The sequence below is a fragment of the Sinorhizobium sp. CCBAU 05631 genome, from assembly GCF_002288505.1.
Classification (GTDB): Bacteria; Pseudomonadota; Alphaproteobacteria; order Rhizobiales; family Rhizobiaceae; genus Sinorhizobium; species Sinorhizobium fredii_C.
On the sequence record NZ_CP023063.1, the window covers coordinates 1,958,795 to 1,977,132 of the forward strand.

Annotated in this window: 10 protein-coding genes, 1 tRNA gene and 1 pseudogene; 2 read left to right on the forward strand and 10 right to left on the reverse strand. The window is 60.8% G+C overall.

Features of this window, described 5'->3' with window-relative positions; all coding sequences use genetic code 11:
* Positions 1–101: 101 nt before the first annotated feature.
* The 3 genes from SS05631_RS09735 to SS05631_RS09745 form a co-directional block, all read right to left on the reverse strand.
* Positions 102–1,109 (reverse strand): Tim44 domain-containing protein, encoded by a 1,008-nt coding sequence (locus tag SS05631_RS09735; protein ID WP_037423438.1) that lies wholly within the window; start codon positions 1,107–1,109, stop codon positions 102–104.
* A gap of 140 nt (positions 1,110–1,249) precedes the next feature.
* On the reverse strand, positions 1,250–2,257 hold the full coding sequence (locus tag SS05631_RS09740) for a glycosyltransferase family 2 protein (RefSeq protein WP_050988333.1): 1,008 nt from the start codon (positions 2,255–2,257) through the stop codon (positions 1,250–1,252).
* A gap of 196 nt (positions 2,258–2,453) precedes the next feature.
* A complete protein-coding gene (locus SS05631_RS09745; protein ID WP_037423437.1) occupies positions 2,454–3,224 on the reverse strand; it encodes a Stf0 family sulfotransferase in 771 nt (256 codons plus the stop codon).
* 276 nt (positions 3,225–3,500) lie between these two features.
* Here SS05631_RS09745 and SS05631_RS09750 point away from each other — a divergent pair.
* Positions 3,501–3,576 (forward strand) — tRNA-Lys (locus SS05631_RS09750).
* 167 nt (positions 3,577–3,743) lie between these two features.
* Here SS05631_RS09750 and eutB read toward each other — a convergent pair.
* From eutB to SS05631_RS30960, 7 genes and pseudogenes are all read right to left on the reverse strand, one after another.
* Positions 3,744–6,095 carry an ethanolamine ammonia-lyase subunit EutB gene (gene eutB, locus SS05631_RS09755; RefSeq protein WP_037423494.1) on the reverse strand — a complete coding sequence of 784 codons (2,352 nt, stop codon included), beginning with the start codon at positions 6,093–6,095 and terminating at the stop codon, positions 3,744–3,746.
* A gap of 35 nt (positions 6,096–6,130) precedes the next feature.
* Positions 6,131–7,450: a glucoamylase family protein gene (locus tag SS05631_RS09760; protein WP_037423435.1), complete on the reverse strand. Its 1,320-nt coding sequence runs from the start codon at positions 7,448–7,450 to the stop codon at positions 6,131–6,133.
* Between the two features lie 2 nt (positions 7,451–7,452).
* A pseudogene (locus SS05631_RS09765) lies at positions 7,453–11,324 on the reverse strand (glycosyl transferase).
* Positions 11,325–11,367: 43 nt separating this feature from the next.
* Positions 11,368–13,824 (reverse strand): phosphoketolase family protein, encoded by a 2,457-nt coding sequence (locus SS05631_RS09770; RefSeq protein ID WP_086022788.1) that lies wholly within the window; start codon positions 13,822–13,824, stop codon positions 11,368–11,370.
* Between the two features lie 33 nt (positions 13,825–13,857).
* Positions 13,858–14,886, reverse strand: coding sequence for an alcohol dehydrogenase AdhP (gene adhP / locus SS05631_RS09775; RefSeq protein ID WP_037423488.1), 1,029 nt, complete (start codon positions 14,884–14,886; stop codon positions 13,858–13,860).
* A gap of 69 nt (positions 14,887–14,955) precedes the next feature.
* Complete coding sequence (locus SS05631_RS09780; RefSeq protein WP_037423485.1) at positions 14,956–15,627, reverse strand: CBS domain-containing protein; 672 nt, start codon at positions 15,625–15,627, stop codon at positions 14,956–14,958.
* Between the two features lie 96 nt (positions 15,628–15,723).
* Complete coding sequence (locus SS05631_RS30960) at positions 15,724–16,008, reverse strand: hypothetical protein (RefSeq protein WP_157213196.1); 285 nt, start codon at positions 16,006–16,008, stop codon at positions 15,724–15,726.
* Between the two features lie 116 nt (positions 16,009–16,124).
* Here SS05631_RS30960 and SS05631_RS09785 point away from each other — a divergent pair, with 116 nt between their 5' ends.
* A complete protein-coding gene (locus tag SS05631_RS09785; RefSeq protein ID WP_037423432.1) occupies positions 16,125–18,335 on the forward strand; it encodes a DUF3141 domain-containing protein in 2,211 nt (736 codons plus the stop codon).
* Positions 18,336–18,338 lie beyond the last annotated feature (3 nt).

The window sequence follows — 18,338 nt, forward strand, 5'->3', positions numbered from 1 at the left end:
ACGCCCCGACGAAAGTCCGCCGCTGCTCCGGATATCCCGAACGCCGCCATTCTTGCTAAAGAAAATGCGGACACGACCGCCAGCGTCTGCCTGGCCCTTGCCTATTCCTCGACCGCCTGAATCGCGGAAATCTGCCAGTCGCCAGCCGGCTTGCGCAGGAAGGTCCACAGTTCCACGGCTTCGGTCGGGCGTTCGGCATCGCCGCTGACGACGCGACCGGTCGCCCGGTCGCGCATCACGTCGATGCTCTCGTAGCGCATGGCGACGGTCGCATAGTCGCTGCTGCCTTCGCGCCAAGCCTCGGCGACATCGCCCTGGACAAGATGAACGTCGCGTACGTCGTTCTTGAGGCCCTTCGTCGCGTTTTCGCTAAGCTCTTCGGCGAGATAGGACATGGCTTCGGGCGTCGTTAGCCGGCGCAAGGCTGCGTAGTCTTCCGCAGCATAGGCCGCCTGCAACTCCTTTAGCATGGCTTCGAACCGGTCGAGGTCGTTCTGGGCGATTCCGATCTCATCCGTCTTCCCGTTCGTGGGGGCCGCAGACGCCGTTGCGGAAGCCGCGGCGGCGCTCGCGCCAAGCCCGCCGAGCCCCTCCCCGATCCGCGGAATGCGGAAGGATCCGGGCGCCGCAGCGGATGCAGGGGACTGTGAGGAGGACGCTGAAGCCGAGGGTGCCGAATAGGCCGGCCTCTGCCCGCGGCCAAAGAGCCGCATCGCGAAGGACACGACGAGGACGATCAGGCCAAGCTGCAGCAGCATTCCGAGGAAACCTATGCCGCCGCCAAACCCGTGCCCGAGCAGCATGCCGAACAGTCCGCCCATGAGCAGACCGCCGAGCATCGATCCTCCGAAACCGCTGAAGAAGCCGGGACGGTTTGCCGCTGGATTCTGGGTTGTCGGGCTGGTCGCGGCCGGCGCATTCTGCCGCGGCGTCATAGTCCGCTCGATCGGCGCGGCCGGAGTGGGCGCCGTGCGCGTCACCGGCGCGGTCGAGAACGTCCGGCTACCGCGTGAGCCAAAGCCGCCGCCCGCCCGCCGTGCCTCGGCGAAGTCCACCGCCGTCACCATGACCACAAGGGCAACCGCCATTATCGACAGAATACGCTGCATTCTTCTGCTTCCCGTTACAAATCCCGACCGCGAGGCGGCCACGCAAGGGGCATATAGAGCTTGCGGTGCGGGAGTTTAAGAGCTTCGTGCGAATTATAGGCGGTCGCGGGTGCAACGCTAAAGCGCCCAGCGCTGTAGCGTTACCTCATCTGCCGCGCTGCTTCCCGCGCTGCGTCTCGCTCAAATGGGATAGGCGCTATGAAACCGAGTTCAAGCAGCTGCCTTGACCCGGAGAACCGGACGGAATGCTCATGCGCAAAATCGAATTCGCCGGCTTTCTCCAGGTCATCCAGCATCTTGCGGTAGATCGCAGCCCCATCGAAATATTGTCCGTCGCTGACCGCCTGCTCGATCTTCTCTCGGTAGTCGGAAAAGAACTTGAAATGCAGCAGCACCCCGCAAATCTCCAGGAAGTTTCGCTCGCACGGCAGCGGCTGGTGGATGCTGACGCTAAGGCTGCAATTCCTGTCCCAGAAGATCAGCGGGTATTTGATGAGCTCCAATATATGCGCGAACTTGCGTTTGCGCGGGCCGCCCGTGATGCTTATCGCCCGCTTGGTGTAGCCGATTTCATATCCGTCGCCATCGAAATGATCGGCGATTTCCCACGGCATGCGCTGGTCATCGGTGCCAAACGTGGCCGAGCCCAGCGGTTCGATCGGATACATGTCGATCATGGGAGCAGCGAGGCGCTTTTCGCCCCGCCGTTCGAGAACCTGTATGAGCCTGTCGAGACGTTGATGCTCACAATCCTGATAGATCAGGAATTCATCGGAATCGACATTGAGATACCAACGATCGCCGCCGTAGCGATCGAACAGGGCTTCGCGCCACTCGCGGCCGCGTCGAGCGTCGCGGTAACGCAGGGGTGACCGCCACACATCGACATCGGCTTGAGAAAGCAGGTATTCGCGTGTCCCGTCCGATGAAACGTCATCGACACAGATGAAGCGCGAAACGCCAAGCTTCCTGTAATGCGCCAGGAAGGACGGCATCAGCTTTATGTCGTTGTGCGTATTGAAAACGAGCGGAATATCATTCTTCGCGAGGGGCCGATGACCACCTTCCCGAAGGCAGACGATCTCGATCGCCCGTTTTCTCTTGCGCACCCGAGCCGTCAGCTTGTGGGTCTCGTAACGGGTCAGCAACCGGTCCAGAAGGCTCCTTTGGCTCCGCCCGGTGCCGGAAAGACGAAAAGGATAATGAAGATCGCCCACCATGCGCTCCAGTCGGCTGCCACGATGCGAGCGTTTATCGGCATCGCGTCGATAATTCAACTCCACGGGAATAGGAGCGTAGCGGCACCCTGCCCGCTCGCCGCTTCCAGATTGCGAACCTCTCCCGTCAAAACGCGAAAGGATAGCGCGGCTCGAGACTCCGCGTCGCCAGCTTGAAGAAGTTCTTGATCTTGCCGGGGATGTGTTCGCGGCGATCATAGGCGTCCAGCAGGTGTGCAGATCTGCGGTCCTTGTTGAACCGGGCTACCCATTCGTCGGTCAGGTCGTCACGCTGAACCGCCATCGATGTTTGAAGCTCAATCGGAGGAGGCACTCTCAGATGTTCCGCAACGCAAGTGACGAACGGAGTTGGGTCCGCGACAAGCTCCTCATAGACGAACTCGGTGAATTTCGCGCCCGTGAGTTCGAGATAGCTCTGCCAGAAGCTATTGCTGTCGCGGATATAGAAGAAGCATTTCGCGATTTCTTCGAAATCGTATTGGGGCTCGGCCTTGCTTTCGATATGAGCAGCGAAACTGCGCGTTTGTCTTGCCCGGGCATAGGAGATTGCTTGGCGCAGCGTATCCTTGCGCCGCAAGAAGATGAGCGCCACGTCATGCACGGACAGGCAATATTGAATGAAGTCCATGCCGTATTTTTCACGCGTGACGAAAAGATGATTGGGGAAGATCTTCAGCCCGAAATTTCCATTATCGCTGGAACTCTTTCTAATAATTTGGTCGAAGAACACCTCCCACGACAATGAACCGGCATCCAGACGATGGATTTTCGGCGACAGCCATTCGCTCGACCGCCCCATGTTCCCCGAACCATTGATGAGTGAGCCGAGCCAGTTGGAGCCGCTTCTCGCCTCGGTCAAAAGTAGATAGCCGCGCATAATTCTCCATTCGATTCGCCGTGCAGCCTCCCCAGCCGGCGCGTGTTCTAGTCAAAAATGTCGGCGTTTTTTTGGAGCGTACCGTCCGCTTCAGCGGGAGAGCACCGCCAACTGGAGCATTGACGCCGACCACCGAAAAATTCGCGGAGCGCGCTTGCGGGGCCGTTGGTCCCGAAGGGCGAAGAATTTTTTGCCAAGAATTTTGCAGAGGGTGCTGGACAAGCCGGGCCAACGCCATTATACGCCCCACCAGATCGCTGCGACGCGGTCTTGGACGGGTGATTAGCTCAGTTGGTAGAGCAGCTGACTCTTAATCAGCGGGTCCACGGTTCGAGCCCGTGATCACCCACCAAAAACTTCTAAGAAACCAGAGCTTTACAGAAATCATAGCCGGAATATTCCTGGCTATCGCTCGCATTTGGCGAGGCCCGAAATCTGCATCTCTGGCACGCCGAATGCGTATCGACGAACGCCTTGCCGCCGAGCTGGCTTTCGCATCGACGTTAGCGCGATTTGGCATTACCCATAACGACGGCTGCCATTCACGTCCTTGCCGACGATCTCACGGATAATGGTCAGGGTTTCCCTGGCGGCTTCTTTTGGTGCCAAGGCCGTGTCTGCGACATTGCTCACCAGCTTCGTCATGTCATGGTCGATCTTCTTCTCGGACCATTGCTTGCCCTTGGCGACGGTGATGTAGACCGAGTAGGCGTGGTGCATGGTTCCGGGCCGCTCACCGATGATGTGAAGAATCCCCCTGAAGCTGTTGGGATCCGCATTTTCGAAAAGCACTTCACCAATCCGGTAGCCGGCCCGCACCCTTCCGCTGGTGACCATGATGTTCTTGTCGCCCATCGTGACACCCGCCTCGGCGAGCAACCGGCGCATTTCCTCGAGGTAAGGCGCGAGATGTCCTTCGTCCATGATGGCTTTGGCGTTCAGACCGTCCGAGATGACGATCTGGCCCCTGGGCATGCCGTCTCCCCACGCATCTCTTATTCTTTCGATCTCCGCGACTGCTTCGGGACCGAGCGTTTCACCTGTGTTCGGGTGGGCAATGTAATCGTTGCGGTCCTTGGACAGGGTGCGGACGGGCACGACGTCGGGTACGGCGGCGATAAATTCCGGCGTGAGCTCGGCCCATAGAGACTGCTTGGCGTCGTCGTAGAGGGCCTTCACCTTGGCCGCGAGCGTTGGATTGAGGTCCCAGATTTTCTCCCCGTGCCCCGTGGCCAGGTCGACACCTCTTGCTTCAACTTCCCGCATCTTCCGGCCGCCCTCGACGTAAATAGCATCCTTGGAACGCCCATCCCCTTTGGCGAGGCGATACTGGTAATACACCCAGAGGGGATCTCCATAATTCGCTGTGTAGCTGTTGTCTTCGCCAACGATCCCGATCCGTTTGTAGAAGTCCCACATCGCATCGTTGACCTTGAAGCCAAATCTTTCCCTGATCCGGACGTGATCCTGGAACGACGTGGTGAGATAGCTCAGCATCGGGTCGTTCTTGGTGGGCAGCGCAATCAGGTAGGCGGGATTGGCCGGCATGATCTGGTCCTGGCACCAATCCAGGTCTTCGAGGCTGACCGTCATGTGCAGGGTCGTACAGATATCCAGACCGATAGTAAGCCCATGGAGCTTGCCCATGACCATGTCTTCGAGGCAGCATCTCACCAGTTGTTCGCGGCTCTTGAAGACCTCCGGTCCAATGAAACCGGCAACATCGTTGACATGCAGCCATGCGCCGCTCGGCTGTACCTTTGCGAGTTCGAGGCCGACCGCTCTGCTGAAGCCGTATTTTCGCGACTCGAGCACCATCATGTCGACGCCGTTTGCTGCGCCATTGGTAAATTCCGAGCCCTGCCCGGTTTCGAAGTAGAGGCCGTATCTTTCTCCCTCCTTTGCGCGCGCATATTTCAGGATTTTCTCATTCGTGATGTCGAAAATCTTGTTGCAGTCATCCGTCCCAGCAAGGCTTTGGAACATCGTGGAGACTGTTCCCGGGAAACTGTCGCTGACTTCGGCCTGGACATCGATATGTGCGAGCACGCACCAAGGGATCACTTCGCCAAGCCCGAACGTATCGACGATATCCTTGAGCGCGCGTTGAACGGCGACGACGCTCGCGACCGTGCTGTCCACCGGGTTGGTACCGATGACGATGTCCCCGGTTGCATAGGAGAAGGCATCGAAAACCTGCCAGACGATGTCATCGGGGTGGTCTGTCGGAGAATTGGGCTGGATCCGGGCGCCCATGTACCCTTTGGCTCCCATCCTGGTGCCAGGCATTACGTTGAAGATCTTCTGGCTGAGCGAGACCAGTTCCTCGTTGCTCATCAGTTTCGGGACAAAGCCGATCGTGTCGCTGGTCAGGCCATTCATGATGCCTTTGATGTTCTCCTCTGGTTCGGCCAGAAGAAATTCCTTGAGTTGTCCCATGGTCCAGTCCTTGACCTTTTCGTACTGGGCCCGGTCCGTCGTCTGCCAGATCAATTTATGCAGATCATCCTCAAACAGCGGGCGCTGGTGGAGGTCATTGATTTTCGTGTTTGCCAGAAGGGCGCGCGCATTCCGTCGCGTCGTCTCATCTTCGGCCCCCACTTCAATAGCCTCATCTCCTTCCTTGAAGGCATTCGCGGCGCCTATCACCTGCTGGTAAGCCGTCTGGTCAAACCCGCCTTTAATCCTGCCGATATAGCCAAAGACGTCCTCGCCCTGCTTGACCTCCTCAATTGCAAAAGCACCTTCGCCAAGCGCCGCTCTGGCGCTAGGGCGATAGCTCGCGAGCGTAGCGGCGGCAGTTCCCGCCATCACGAGGAGATCTCTTCTGGAAATCCCTTCATGCTGATCGAAGAGCAAGCCCTTGTTCATGGCCATTCCTTTCCGCCCATTGAGTTGCATCGACCTCATAGCCAGCCGCCCGAGAACCCGGCTCGCCTCAGTCCCACGACCAGCGGCTCGCAGCGACGCATGATGTTCCACAGCAATCCGGTTCTGTAGTTTTCGATCATCAGAACGACGGGACCTTGATCGATGCCGAAATGATAGGGGCTGACCCACCACCCGGTTTCGCTGTCTTCCACCGCATAGGTCTGGTTGAACGAGGGTTTGAATCCGTAAAGCCGCGTCATGCCGAGATTCATGCGCGCACAGTTCCAAACGGTCGGGATGACGATCTCTGGCGCAAATGGCAGCGAAGCGACGACTGCCCACGGGGATACGGTCCCGTCGTCCGGTCCGTATGGCGCGCCGCGGGCGATGTAGTCGAAGAACTCCCTGTCGACGCCGTCGATGTTTCTCTTGGTCCAGCCAGGCCCGTCGCTGGCCGTGAACCCCCAGCAGTGCTCGCCATAGCCGACAAAGTTCAGGGGATTGCGGATGGCGTATTCCTGCTGGACAAAGGTCGCATGCCGGCTGTTCTGGAAATAGTCGCTGTTGTGCTCCCGCATGAATTCGTCGCGGATGCCGCGGAAGTCGATCCACATGTGCGAGAGCTGGTGGGTGAACAGCGGTCCCGAATAGAGCAGGTCCCGGCCATAAAGGTTCCGCCACTCGTAGCTCTCGGTGTAGGCGGCATAGGATTCCGGCGGCAGCGGATGAGCGGGTGAACCGAGGCCAAGGATGTAGAGGAGCAAGCCCTCGTCGTAGCCGCGCCACCGATAGGGAATGAACCCGTCCTCCGGCCTCCAGCCGTGGGTCAGCGTCAGGCCGTGATCGCAGGCCCAGTTCCAGTCGGCGCGTTCGTAGAGCGCGTTTGCCAGGCGGCGAATTTCGATTTCTTCATCCGCGTCTCCGTCAAAATAGGCGGCGACTGTCAGTGCACCTGCGAACAGGAAGGCTGAATCGATCGTGGACAGTTCGCACTCCCACACACGTCTGCCGGTTTCGATATCAAGGAAATGATAGAAGAAGCCTTTGTAGCCGGACGCGTCGGGATCAGGTCCCTGGGCGCACTCCAGGAGACATCTAAGCCTTCGGCGCGCTATCTTCGAGGCGAACTTGCGGATGATAATCCTCCGCTCCACGAGCACGGGGATTGTGGCAAGGGCCATGCCGATCGCGGCAATGCTTGCCGGAGCCTCGGCCTGCGTCTTGTCACGAACGAGCCCGTTGTCCGGGTTGGTGCAGTGCAGATAGTAGAGGAGCGTCGTGAACTGCAGCCGAGCGAGATCCTGATCGGTCGGCATCCGGTTCAGGTCGGGATCGGTCGAAAGCAATTGCGACATGGCTAGCCGACCACCAGGTGGACGTCATGGTTTCGTCCGTCGTCCACGAGCGGAACATACCGTTCAGCGAGGTCCTTGCCGTCAAGGGTCAGCGGGCGCGGCCTTCCGCCAGCTTCGGCTTCGCGGTTGACCCGTATCCGATAGGTGGCTGCCCCATACCGAAGGTCCACCTCGTACCCGGGCCATCGCGCCGGAATGCACGGCTCGACGAAAAGACGAGCTCCCTCCCGGCGGATGCCGAGAATAGCTTCAAGGCCGACGCGGTAGAGCCAGCCGGCCGATCCCGTATACCAGGTCCAGCCCCCGCGGCCCGTATGCGGAAACGCACCATAGACGTCGGCGCTGACCACATAGGGTTCGACCATGTAATGCTCGGTTTCCTCGGGAGAAAGGGCATGGTTGATGGGATTGAGCAGGCTCCAGAGTTCAAACGCCCGATCTCCATCCCCCAGCAATGCAGTCGCCCACACAACCCAGGCGGCCGCATGGGTATATTGCCCGCCATTTTCTCGAATTCCCGGCACATAGCCTCTTATGTAACCCGGCTGCAGCGCCCCCTTGTCGAAGGGCGGATCGAAAAGCTGGATCAGCTTGTCGTCGGAACGAACGAGCTGCTCCCAGACTGCCCGCATTGCCCTGGAAGCCCGCTCGGCATCAGCGGCACCGGAGATCACCGCCCATGCCTGAGGGATGGCGTCGATCTGGCACTCGTCATTCAGGTGTGAGCCAAGGGGAGTACCGTCGTCGAAATAGGCACGCCGATACCAGTCGCCGTCCCAGGCCTCGGCCTCCAGGGCAGTGCGCAACGCCTCGGCGGACTCGCGGCACCACGCGGCGCGTTCTTCGTCTCCCATTGCCGACGCGATGGCGTCAAAAGAGTTGAGCACAGTCAGGAAGAACCAGGCGTTCCAGACGCTCTCGCCCTTGCCTTCGGCGCCCACCTTGTTCATGCCGTCGTTCCAGTCGCCCGTTCCCATAAGCGGAAGCCCATGGCTGCCGAGCCGGAAACCCCAATCCAGCGCGCGGCAGCAGTGCTCATATATGGTCCCGCTTTCCTCGCTCACCTGCGGAACGCCGAAGCTCTCCTCCTGATCGTCGGCTAGCAGCGGCGAGGTGATGAAAGGAACCCGCTCGCCCAGAAGCCCGTGGTCCCCTGTGACCGATACGTAGTGCTGGACGACGTAGGGCAGGAAATAGAGGTCATCGGTCATGCGCGTCCGCACCCCGACGCCCGACGGAGGATGCCACCAGTGTTGAACGTCCCCCTCGGTGAACTGACGCGCAGCGGCTCGAAGGATGTGGGCGCGCGCTTCATGGGGCGCGCAATGCACCAGGGCGCCACATCCTGGAGTTGATCGCGAAATCCGTATGCGCCGCCTGACTGATAGAAGCCCGTTCGAGCCCAGACGCGGCAACACAACACCTGATAAATCAGCCAGCGGTTCATCATGAGGTCAAAGGCGGTGTCGGGCGTTCGAACCGTAACGGAGCTCAGCAGCCGGTCCCATTGGCGAGTGACGATCGCCAGAGAGTTTCGGGCACTCTCTGGCGCGGCATATTCGCGAACCAGCCGGCGGACATCATCGAGGCTATCTGCTTGCCCGAGCACGAAAACCAGTTCGACGCTTTCGCCGGGTGGAACCGACGCCTCGACCATCAGCGCAGCGCAGGGGTCGATGGGGGATCCGACGCTGCCGCTGAGATTGGGACCCTCCAGTCCCGCCGGCAGAAATGCGGAGCCGTTCCTGCCGAGAAACTCACGCCGGTCGCAGGTAAACGACCGCAGCGGCGCGCTCGAGGCAACGAATGCCAGTTTTCCGGAGAAATCGCTTTCCCAGACGTTCCGCGCAATAACGGCACCGGTATGGGTGTCGAACTCACATTCCACCCGACCGGAAGCGTTCTCACGCAGCGTACCGAGAACCCATTCGATGAAATAGGTGGCAGTAAGCGTGCGCGTTTCCGCTCCCTCGTTGCGTATGGCGAGGCGGACGATCTTGATCGGTTCCGACACCGGGACATGGACCGTCATTTCCTGGTGCAGCAGCCTGTCGGCGCTCTCGTAGAGGCTGTAACCCTGCCCATGTCTAACAGTGCTCGTCGAAGTATGCCCAAGAGGCAAGTGCGTCGGCGTCCAGAGCTCTCCGGTTCGCTCATCGCGCAGGTAGATGATCTCACTCGGGGGATCCGACACCGGATCGTTCGACCAGGGCGTGAGCCTGTTCAATTGGCTGTTGCCCGCCCAGCTGTAGCCAAGGCCGCTTTCGCTGGTCATGCAGCCACATGCGTGATTGGCTATGACGTTGCACCAGGGCGTCGGCGTCTCTGCCCCGTCGCCCGTGGCGATCACATATTCGCTCCCATCCCGGGTGAATCCCCCGCGACCGTTCCAAAAATGCAAGTCGGTCCGGGCTGCGCCGCTTTGTCTTACGGGAGCGTCACGGAAGTTCGTCTCGGTGTGCTTCGAAGCGGAGAGCTTGGCCGTCGACTTCGGCTCGAGCTGATCGGCAAGCGATCCTCGTCTGCAACAAAGGAGGACGCGCGCCGCGGCGGCGATGGCATCCGCTGCGGCACTCGAAATAGCGGACGCGGACAGGACGTGAACGCCTCCGGGGCCGCCAGGCGCCCTCTCCATTTGGCCCTTCGCCTTGTCGCTCAACTGCATCGCCTCGATCGCGCCGCTCTCGTCGAGCAGGACCAGGTCGAAGGAAAGCCCACGGTTGGTGATGAAGGCGTGAGCGTCGATAACCTCCTCGACGAGCGCGTTTGCATCCGTCTTGTCGATGCGCAGCAGCATTATAGGGAGATCGCCGGATATCCCCACCGACCACAGGTTCCCAGTGCTCAGCGGCTCTTGTCTCAGAGCGCCGCTATCTCGAAGATCGGAATCAAAGAATGCCAGGCTTCCTGCGAGTTGATTGCAGACGTCCACCTTTTCCGGGGAGAGCTTAGAGGACGCGAGTTCCGTGGCATAGGTTTCAAACGCATCTGACAGCGCCCGGCCAGCGGCATTGACGTCTGCAAACCGCTTTGCGATGGCTGCAACCGCCGCCTCGCTGTCAGCCGCGCCCGTCGCGAAGGCGATACGCTGCGTTTCAGAGGGTTTCAGAAGAACTCTCCTGCGTAGGCTGAAGATTGGGTCGAGCACGGGACCCGTCGTGGCTGACAGGCTCTTTCCACGTCCGAGTGCGCTGGGGTTCGATGGCGTCCGTCCGCGGCCAAGAAACCTGCGGCGGTCCGTCTCGTACTCGACCGCAGGCTGGTCATCCGCGCTCGCTGCGGAAACGTGCACCGCCCAGATCGGCTTCTCCGATGCGCTGCGTGGTCGGCGCCGGGCGAACAATGCGGAAGTTTGTTCGTCGAACCACGTTTCGACGAAGAGCTTGGCAAAGGCCGGATGCGCACTGTCGGCGCGTCGGCCATTCAGGCAGACTTCAGCACAGCTCGTCAGGTCAAGTTCTTTCGCCGTCGTGCCCCTGTTGAACAGCCGGAGCAGACGCACCTCGGCATCGCAATCCGTTGCGACGCAGACCTCCCACCAAATGTCGATGTCCCCGGCCGAACAGCGAAACTCCGCGCGGTCGCCGCGAAAGCTGCGCTCGTAAATGGCATCCGCCCGACAGATCGGCTGCCGGCCGATTGTCCACACCTTCCCGTCCTCAAGATCACGGATGTAGCAGAACTGGCCCCAGCAATCTCGCGTGCCATCCTCCCGCCAACGGGTGACATCGTGGCCGCACCAGGATGCAAATCCGGCACCGGACTCCGTAAGGAGCAGGCTGTATCGGCCGTTCGAAAGCAAGGCCGTGTCGGGGCGCGACCCCACCGGATGCGCCGCAGCGACGTCTTCTTTCCTGTCAACCGACTGGGCCATCAGACCGATCCCTCAATCGATGCGGGCAGAGCTCCTGTCGCAGCTAGGCATTGTCGCCTTCCGTGGATGTCGCTCCCCGCACTTGCTCCATGCCCTTGACGCCCCATTGCCATCCGCTGATGGACGGCATGTCGTCGCCATACTTCTCGATATATTCCCGGTGCTCGATCAGCTTTGCCTGAATGGCTTGCTTGAAATAGGCAGCGCGTGCACCGAGCTGCGGCAGCCGATCGATGACGTCGCTGACGAGATGGAAGCGATCGAGCTCGTTGAGGACAACCATATCGAACGGCGTCGTCGTCGTGCCCTCTTCCTTGTAGCCGCGCACGTGAAGATTTCCATGGTTCGTCCGGCGATAGGTCAGCCGGTGGATGAGCCACGGATAGCCGTGGAAGGCGAAGATGATCGGCTTGTCCCTGGTGAAAAGGCCATCGAAATCCCGGTCAGACAGCCCGTGCGGGTGCTCCTCCGCCGGCTGCAGCTTCATCAGGTTGACGACATTGATGACCCGCACCTTCACCTCCGGCAGGTGCTCGCGCAGCAACTGGACCGCAGCCAAGGTCTCAAGCGTCGGGACGTCGCCGCAACAGGCCATGACGACATCGGGTTCGCCGTCTCTGTCGTTGCTCGCCCAGTCCCATATGCTGAGGCCCATGCTGCAATGCCGCACGGCTTGCTCCATGGTCAGCCATTGCGGAGCGGGCTGCTTGCCGGCAACGACGACGTTGATGTAGTTGCGGCTGCGCAGGCAATGGTCGGTCACGGAAAGAAGCGTATTGGCGTCCGGCGGCAGGTAGACGCGAATGACGTCGGCCTTCTTGTTGACGACGTGGTCGATGAACCCGGGATCCTGATGGCTGAACCCGTTGTGATCCTGCCGCCAGACATGGGAACTGAGGAAATAGTTCAGGGAGGCGACCGGCCTGCGCCACGGGATCTCGTTGCACACCTTCAGCCATTTGGCGTGCTGATTGAACATCGAATCTATGATGTGGATGAAGGCTTCATAGCAGGAGAAGAACCCATGGCGGCCCGTTAGCAGATAGCCTTCCAGCCAGCCCTGGCACTGGTGCTCGCTCAGGACCTCCATGATGCGGCCATCCGGCGACAGGTGGTCGTCCTCCGGAAGGATCTCGGCCATGTAGCAACGATCGGTGACCTCGAGCACGTCCTGCCATCGATTGGAGTTGTTTTCGTCCGGGCTGAACAGGCGGAAGTTCCGGCTGTCCATGTTGAGCTTCATCACGTCCCGCAAGAACTTGCCCATGAGGCGCGCGGCTTCCACCGTCGTTGCTCCGGGGCGCGGAACATCCACGGCATAGTCCCGGAATGCCGGCATCTTGAGGTCGCGCAGCAGCAGCCCGCCATTGGCGTGGGGGTTGTCGCTCATTCGACGACGTCCGCTCGGTGCCAGCGCGACCAGTTCCGGCTTCAGCCGCCCCTCGTCATTGAAAAGCTCCTCCGGACGGTAGCTTTTCATCCATTGCTCGAGGACGAGGATATGCTCCGGCTTGTCCATCTCGCCCATCGGCACCTGGTGCGATCGCCAATAGTCCTCACACTTCTTGCCATCGATCTCTGAGGGGCAGGTCCAGCCTTTCGGCGTGCGAAAGACGATCATCGGCCATGCCGGGCGTTTCAGATTGCCGCTGGTGCGGGCGCCGTCCCAGATTTCGCGAATGTCGGCGACGGCTGTATCGAGCACGCCGGCCAATTGCTGGTGAACGTTACCCGGCTCATGGCCTTCGACGAAATAGGGCTTGTAACCCATGCCCTCGAAGAATTTCCGCAATTCATCATGAGGTATCCGGGCGAGAAAACACGGATTGGCGATCTTGTATCCGTTCAAGTGCAGGATCGGCAGCACACAGCCGTCGCGCGCCGGGTTCAGGAACTTGTTGCCTTGCCAACCGGTCGCGAGAGGTCCTGTCTCGGCCTCGCCATCGCCAACGACACAAGCGACGATCAGGTCGGGGTTGTCGAATGCCGCGCCATAGGCGTGGCTCAGCGCATATCCGAGCTCGCCGCCCTCGTGAATGCTGCCGGGGGTCTCCGGGGCGACATGGCTGGGAATGCCGCCGGGAAAGCTGAACTGCTTGAAGAGCCGCTGCATTCCCTCGGTGGTTTGGCCGATGTCCGGATAAAATTCGCTGTATGTCCCCTCCAGATAGGCATGCGCCACCAGCGACGGCCCACCGTGCCCCGGACCGATGACGTAGATCATGTTGAGATCGTCGCGCTTGATGATCCGGTTGAGGTGCACGTAGAGCATGTTCAGGCCCGGCGACGTTCCCCAATGGCCGAGCAGACGTGGCTTTACGTGCTCGCGTTTCAACGGCTCTCGCAGCAGGGGGTTGTCGAGCAGGTAGATCTGGCCGACCGAGAGGTAGTTCGAAGCCCGCCAGTAGGCGTCCATCAGGCGAAGCTCCTCCGATGACAGCGCGGTCGCTGCCTGTGACTTGCCTGATGCTGTTTCGTTCATCACTGCCGTTTCAGCCATCTGAGCCTCCCCATCCAAATCCGTCATGCAAGGCTATTGCAGTCTCATGACTATGCGGCCGTCGATCTTGCCTGCTTCCATGCGATGGAAGATGTCGTTGATGTTCTCCAGGTTTTCCCAGGAGTAATGCGGCGTCACCTTGCCCTCCGCCGCGAAGAGGAGCGATTCTTCCAGGTCCTGGCGGGTGCCGACGATCGATCCGCGCACGGTTATGCGCTTCAGGACTGTTTCGAACACAGGCAGGGAAACCATCCCGGGCGGAAGGCCGACAAGGACCATCGTGCCCTTCGAGCGCATGAATCCGAAGGCCTGTTCCATCGCGGCGGGCGAGACCGCGGTCACGAGCGCTCCATGAACGCCGCCGTTGGTGGCCTTTGCTACCTGCTCAATGGCATCGGCTGCCTTGCCGTTGACCGTGATGTCGGCGCCGAGTTGCCTCGCCAGGGCCAGTTTGTCCTCGAATATGTCGGCGGCTACGACGTGCATGCCCATCGCCTTGGCATATTGCACCGCCATGTGGCCCAGACCGCCGACACCCGAAATGGCCACCCATTCACCCGGACGGACTTCCGTTTCCTTCAGCCCCTTGTAAACGGTCACCCCCGCACAGAGAACGGGGGCAGCGGCTCCGAATTCCAACCCATCCGGAAGGCTGCCGACGAAGTCGGGGTCCGCCAGCCCGAATTCCGCGAATGTGCCATTCACCGAGTACCCGGTGTTCGACTGCGACGCGCACAAGGTTTCCCAACCGGTCCGGCAATAGGGGCAATAGCCGCAGGCGGTGTGGAGCCAGGGCACGCCAACCCGGTCACCCTCCTTTACTCTTTTCACGCCGGCGCCCGCAGCAGCGACGAAGCCGACACCCTCATGCCCCGGAATGAAGGGCGGGCTTGGCTTTACCGGCCAATCGCCGTTCGCCGCGTGCAGGTCGGTGTGACACACGCCGGTTGCTTCATATTTCACGAGTATCTGCCCCGATCGAGGAGCTGGGACCTCCACGTCCTCGATCGTGAGCGGGGTGCGGAACTGCCGAACGACAGCCGCCTTCATCATCTGTGCCATTTCCATTTCCCCTTCATCTCGCATGAGTACAGAGACGCTTCGCGGGGTCGGTATGATCAGGCGGGCAAGCTATTGAGTATAAGGATCTGGGAAATGCTCCACCACGCCCCGAACGCCGTGAACGCTCTCAGCCAGGACGTGCGCGGCCTTCCTGCAAGCGGCCGGATCGACCTTGCCCCAAAAGTGCACGATCCCCTCGGTCACCGTGACCGTCACATCCAATCCTTCCAGACCGGTGTTCTCGCCGAGGCGAACAAGGATGCTGCGTCGAATGGCGTCGTCGCCGGCTGCTGTTTCGTCCTGCTTTGACGCGAAAATCGCCTCCAGCAGGTCGGCGCGGCTGACGATGCCGACCATTTCTCCATTCCGCATGACGGGGATGCGCTTGATGCCGCGTTCCTGCATGAGCCTTGCGACACGCGCAAGGGACGCATCTTCGTCGATGGTCACGGGATCGGCTGTCATGACGTCGCCGACTCTCCACGAGCACCGCCTCACAAAGTCGTTGGCTCTGTCATCGGGGGCAAGGCTCATGTCCGCCATCAAGGCGGATGCTTCACTGCAGAGTTCCGTCCGGCGGATCAGGTCGCCTTCGCTGATGACGCCGAGCAAGTGCCCTTCGTCGTCGACGACGGGAATGCCGCTAACGTGATGCTCGAACATCAGCTTGGCTGCCTGTCTGACGCTGTTGTCAGGCGACAGTTTGACGACCTTTGTCGTCATCACATCCTTGACAAGCATATCGATCAAACTCCGGTAAGGGCCCCCTTCTGATCAGCGAACCCTTAAGTTAACTCTGCCTCCAGCCTGCCTAGCGCCGATCTCAAGCGTGGCTCATCAAGAGTCCCCGCCTGGTGGCGTATCCTCGCCGTTCGACGAATTCGGCATGAAACGAGTTTCTGCGGAAAAATGCCTCTCGCCGAATTGATCAAACGAACGATAAGCCAAAAAAAACCGGCCGGCATTGACCGCAATCAATATGAACACTTGCTCGGCGAATCGAGACGTTCTGAACGAGCTGATGCCGTCAATATTGGCGTATTGCCAGACGTTTCCCGGCAGCGTCGCCCAGTGGATGCCACGGTGCAATGCTGCCGTGCGCCTATCGCACTCAGCGACCACGAAACCGCATCCGGTTCGCGTGGATTTTGACAGAGATCAATGCTCTACAGGCAGCGTTGCTGTATGTGCGATCAGAGACTGGGACCGCCCTCCGTTCAAGCCGAGGAGTAGACCTAATGGCTCAGCCGACCATCCCGTCCTTTGCAGACGCATTCGCCTATTCGCTCGATGCCTGGCAGCGTTCCATCCTATTTCTCGATGTCATGCGCCAGCGTGGTGAACAGTACGAGGAACATGCTGCGCAAACCGCTCCGCACGTGCTGAGCTACGACGCGGAACTTGTCCTCGACGGCCGGACGCTTGATAGGCCGGTCAACTACGCACTCGTCCGGATAATCCCGCCCGAAGGCATTCCCGAAGACATCGTCCTCGACCCGCTGAAGCGTCCGTTCGTCGTCGTCGACCCGCGCGCCGGCCACGGGCCCGGCATCGGCGGGTTCAAGGCCGACAGCGAGATCGGCGTGGCGATGAGGGCCGGCCACCCTTGCTATTTCATCGGCTTCCTCCCCGTACCTGTCCCCGGCCAGACGATCGAGGACATCGCCCGCGCCGAAGCGGCTTTCCTCGAGGCGGTCATGGCCCGGCATCCGGACGCCGACGGCAAGCCTTGCGTGATCGGCAACTGCCAGGCCGGCTGGGCGGTGATGATCCTCGCATCCCTGCGCCCGGAGCTCTTCGGTCCGATCATCATTGCCGGCACGCCGCTTTCCTATTGGGCCGGCGTCAGGGGGCAGTATCCGATGCGCTATTCGGGCGGACTGCTTGGCGGCAGTTGGCTGACGGCGCTCACCGGCGATCTTGGCGGCGGCCTGTTCGACGGGGCCTGGCTGGTCCAGAATTTCGAGAACCAGAATCCCGCCAATACCCTTTGGAGCAAGCAGTACAATCTCTACTCGAAGATAGACACGGAGCCCGAGCGCTACCTCGGCTTCGAGCGTTGGTGGGGCGGCCATGTGACGCTGAATGCCGAGGAGATGCAGTTCATCGTCGATGAACTCTTCGTCGGCAACAAGCTCGCCGCGGGCGAAATTCGCACCTCCGACGGCACCGCCATCGACCTGCGCAACATTCGCTCGCCGATCGTCGTCTTCTGCTCGAAAGGCGACAACATCACGCCGCCACAGCAGGCGCTCGATTGGATCCTCGATCTTTACGACAGCGTCGACGAGATCCGTGCCTACGGCCAGACGATCGTCTACGCCGTGCACGACAGGATCGGCCACCTCGGCATCTTTGTCTCGGCCGGGGTCGCCCGGAAGGAACACGACGAGTTCGCGTCCAACATCGATCTGATCGACGTGCTGCCGCCCGGCCTCTACGAGGCAGTCCTTGAGCCGGCGAGCGAAGTCGCCGAGGGCCGGGCCTTGGTTGCCGGAGAATGGGTGATGCGTTGCGAAGCGCGAACGCTGGACGATATCCGTGCCCTCGGTGGAAATGACATCGAAGACGAACATCGCTTTGCCGCGGCGGCGAAGCTCTCGGAGGTCAATCTCGCCCTCTACCGCACCTTCCTGCAGCCCGCGGTCCGAGCCATGGTCACGCCGACCTTTGCCGAGGCGATGCGCCGCACGCATCCGCTACGCCTGCAATACGAGCTCTTCGGGTCGAGCAATCCCTTCATGGCCTGGATCCAGGCGGCCGCGGAGCATGCCCGCGAAAACCGCAAGCCGGCAGTCGCCGAGAACCCGTTCCTCGCCCTGCAGGAAAACATGTCGCAACAGATCGTCAGCGGTCTTGAGGCTTGGCGAAGGACGGTAGAGCAACTTTCGGAGGAGACCTTCCGCGCCATCTACGGCTCCCCGGTCCTGCAGACCGCGCTCGGCATCGACAGCACATCCGATCGCCCGCGCAGACCGGCGAAGAGCCCTCTGCACCAGGAACTTGTCAAAACCCGGATCGCTTCGCTCAGAGCCGAGATCGCCGAGGGCGGGCTGCGCGAGGCCCTTGCCAGGGCCCTGCTGTTCGTCGGGAAAGCGCGCGGCGGCGCCGACGAACGCGGCTTCGAGGCAATCCGCCGGTTGCGCCGCGCCCACCCGACGGCAAGCCAGTTGACGCTTCCGCAGTTCAAGGCGCTGTTGCGCAAGCAGTACTTCATCTTGCTGATCGACGAGGAAGCGGCACTCGCAGCGATCCCAAAATTGCTCCCGGAAGACCTCGATGAACGCCGCTCCGCCTTCGATGTCCTGCGTGAGGTGCTGGAGGCATCCGGAGCCATTGCCGGGGCAGCCGCAGAGCGTATGGAACGCGTCGAGAGGCTTTTTGGCCTCGGCAGCGAAACGGTGCCGTTCGCGGCGCGCAAGAGCGCACGCGAGCGTAAGACGTCCTGATCG

Bases quoted from the DNA above. Each gene is read 5' to 3' on its own strand.
- SS05631_RS09735 (WP_037423438.1), bottom strand. From the start codon at position 1,109: ATGCAGCGTATTCTGTCGATAATGGCGGTTGCCCTTGTGGTCATGGTG.
- SS05631_RS09745 (WP_037423437.1), bottom strand. From the start codon at position 3,224: ATGCGCGGCTATCTACTTTTGACCGAGGCGAGAAGCGGCTCCAACTGG.
- eutB (WP_037423494.1), bottom strand. From the start codon at position 6,095: ATGAACAAGGGCTTGCTCTTCGATCAGCATGAAGGGATTTCCAGAAGA.
- SS05631_RS09760 (WP_037423435.1), bottom strand. From the start codon at position 7,450: ATGTCGCAATTGCTTTCGACCGATCCCGACCTGAACCGGATGCCGACC.
- SS05631_RS09770 (WP_086022788.1), bottom strand. From the start codon at position 13,824: ATGGCTGAAACGGCAGTGATGAACGAAACAGCATCAGGCAAGTCACAG.
- adhP (WP_037423488.1), bottom strand. From the start codon at position 14,886: ATGGCACAGATGATGAAGGCGGCTGTCGTTCGGCAGTTCCGCACCCCG.
- SS05631_RS09780 (WP_037423485.1), bottom strand. From the start codon at position 15,627: ATGCTTGTCAAGGATGTGATGACGACAAAGGTCGTCAAACTGTCGCCT.
- SS05631_RS09785 (WP_037423432.1), top strand. From the start codon at position 16,125: ATGGCTCAGCCGACCATCCCGTCCTTTGCAGACGCATTCGCCTATTCG.